Annotated in this window: 4 protein-coding genes; 2 read left to right on the forward strand and 2 right to left on the reverse strand. The window is 68.8% G+C overall.

The features are described 5' to 3' along the window. The coding region (locus G3O00_RS41730) for a DJ-1/PfpI family protein (RefSeq protein ID WP_206146494.1) at positions 1-522 on the reverse strand (522 nt) is incomplete at its 3' end. Positions 523-633: 111 nt separating this feature from the next. Here G3O00_RS41730 and G3O00_RS41735 point away from each other — a divergent pair. Both G3O00_RS41735 and G3O00_RS41740 read left to right on the forward strand, forming a co-directional pair. After that, the gene (locus tag G3O00_RS41735) at positions 634-1053 is read left to right on the forward strand and encodes a rhodanese-like domain-containing protein (protein WP_206146495.1); all 420 of its coding nucleotides are present in this window, start codon (positions 634-636) and stop codon (positions 1051-1053) included. A gap of 101 nt (positions 1054-1154) precedes the next feature. Then, positions 1155-1481 (forward strand): superinfection immunity protein, encoded by a 327-nt coding sequence (locus G3O00_RS41740; RefSeq protein ID WP_011354384.1) that lies wholly within the window; start codon positions 1155-1157, stop codon positions 1479-1481. Between the two features lie 15 nt (positions 1482-1496). Here the strand turns inward: G3O00_RS41740 and G3O00_RS41745 are convergent. After that, positions 1497-2388, reverse strand: an 892-nt coding sequence (locus tag G3O00_RS41745; protein ID WP_206146496.1) for a cytochrome P450, incomplete at its 5' end; no start/stop codon positions are given.

Below are 2388 nucleotides of genomic sequence, written 5' to 3' on the forward strand. Positions count from 1 at the left end.
TCGACGCACGAGATGCAGCAGCATGTCGAGCCCCGCCGCCGATCCGGCCGATGTGATCACCTGCCCTTCGTCGACATAAAGCGCATCGGGATTCACGCGCAGCGCCGGATAGCGTGCCTGCAGTTTCTCCGCATAGCGCCAGTGGGTCGTCACCGTGAGGCCGTCGAGCACGCCGGCCGCGGCCAGCACGAACACGCCCGAGCAGATCGAGCAAAGCCGCGCGCCACGGCGATGCGCGGCCCGCAGCTTCTTCAGCAACGGTTCCGGCGGCAGTTCGTCCGGATCGCGCCAGCCGGGAATCACGATGGTGTCCGCGCGATCGAGTGTCGCGAGCCGATACGGCGCGGCGACCGTGATGCCGCCCGCCGCGCGCACGGGCCCCGGCTCGCTCGCGCAGACGGCGAAGCGATACCAGTCGACTCCGAGCTCGGGGCGTTCGAGGGCGAACAGTTCGACCACGCAGCCGAATTCGAACGTGCAGAGGCGATCGTAGGCGAGCGCGACGACGAGATGATTGTGCATGGCGCGATGTTACCGGAACTTGTCGATCGCGCCACTGCCGCGAAACGCGCCGAACCGCGATACTGCCCCTCATTCCACCGCGTTCTGCGCAACCTTCAGGAGAACTTGTCCATGTCCTGCGTCACCGACGTGCCCGCCGCCGACAGCCCCGCCGCCTTTGCGCATTTCGAGGCGTCGCTGCGATTCGAGACCGATTGCTGGGACGTGCACGACGCGCTCGCATCGGGTGCGCCCGATTTCGTACTGCTCGACGTGCGCGGCCCCGACCAATTCGCCGCCGGCCACGTACCCGGCGCGCGCAACCTGCCGCGCCGCAAGATCATCGAGAGCAAGCTCGCCGGCTATCCGGCCGGCACGCTGTTCGTCGTCTATTGCGCGGGGCCGCACTGCAACGGCGCCGCGCGCGCGGCGATCCAGCTCGCGCGTCTCGGCCGGCCGGTCAAGCTGATGATCGGCGGCGTGACGGGCTGGCTCGACGAGGGTTTCGCGTTGAGCAACGAAGTGCAGCCGGCGAACGCCGAAGCCGACTGATCGTCATTAAAAACGCAACAATCAATTGCCTGTCCACGCCCTGCACGCAAACGAAAAAAGCGCGACAATCAGTCCCATTGCAGTTCGGATGGAGCAGCAACATGCAGAACGCAGTCCTGATTCAAGTGGCCGGTTCGGTGGCCGCGATCGCGATCTATTTTCTGCCGGCGGTCATTGCCGACCGGCGTGGCCGGCACGACAAGCTGACGGTCGCGATGTTCAACGCGCTGTTCGGGTGGACCGGCATCGGCTGGCTGATGACGCTGTACTGGGCCTGCCAGCCGAACCCGCGCACCGATGTCGCGCAGACGATCCTCGCGAAGCGCCGCGGTATCAGCATGCGGACCTTCTCGACCGGTCTCGTCGAACGCGTGCAACGCCGCGTCGCCGCCCAGGAGCAATGGGCGGAGAAGCAAGGCTGCCGTTAAGTCCCTCTTTCCCCTTCACCGTGCCGCGTCGAACTTCGGCATCCTGACGTTGGTCGACGCGCGGTAGTCCCACGCCAGCCCGTCGTGCGGTGCCACACCGCCCGCACGCAGCCACGCCCCGAACGCCCCCGCCGTCACCGCCCGCGCGATCCGCTCGCCCGGGCAACCATGCGGCCCCGTGCCGAAGCCGAAGTTCGGCCCGGCCGCGCGGCCAGGCATGAACCGGTGCGGATCGCGATGCACGGCCGGGTCGCGGTTCGCGGCGGCAAGCACGACGAGAATCGCGTCGCCGGCTTCGACGGTCACGCCTTCGATCGTCGTGCGCGATGCGACGAAGCGGCGCGTGTTCTGCACCGGTGAATCGAAGCGCCCGACTTCGGCAACGAATGCGTCGAGCGCGGCATCGTCCGGAACCACGCGCGCAGCGCTCGCGCCCGCGTCCCCGCTCCACGCCACCAGCGTATTGCCGAGCCACGCGGCAGTCGCCTCGCAGGTCTGCGACAACAGCCCGACGAGATTCGCGACCAGCCCGCCGCTCGCCTGCCAGCCCGATGCGCGGGCCGCCTGCTGCACCGCGGCGACGAGCGTGCCGTCATGCGCATGCAACTGCGCGACGCGCGCCGTCATCCGGTCGAGCAGCTGCCGCGCGGCGGCGCTCGCGCGGGCCAGTGCCACGGCATCCGACAGCGGCGACAGCGCGGCGACAAAATCGACGACCTGGGCCGCGATATCGTCGAGCTGCGTCTCGTCGAAGCCGAGCAGATCGGCAACCGCGCAAACGGGCACCGTCATGCACCATGCGTTCAGCGCGCCGGCATCGTCCGGCGTCGGCAAGCGCCGCGCAGCAAGCTGCGTGGCACGGTCGCGCAACGCGGCCGTGTCGATCGGCGCGAACGCCGTGCGCAGC

Origin of the sequence: Burkholderia sp. Ac-20384 (assembly GCF_017104605.1) — a bacterium.
In the GTDB taxonomy this organism is placed as follows: domain Bacteria; phylum Pseudomonadota; class Gammaproteobacteria; order Burkholderiales; family Burkholderiaceae; genus Burkholderia; species Burkholderia lata.

What these genes read in the sequence shown, in the direction of transcription:
- G3O00_RS41735 (WP_206146495.1), top strand. Translation starts at nt 634, where the DNA reads ATGTCCTGCGTCACCGACGTGCCCGCCGCCGACAGCCCCGCCGCCTTT.
- G3O00_RS41740 (WP_011354384.1), top strand. Translation starts at nt 1,155, where the DNA reads ATGCAGAACGCAGTCCTGATTCAAGTGGCCGGTTCGGTGGCCGCGATC.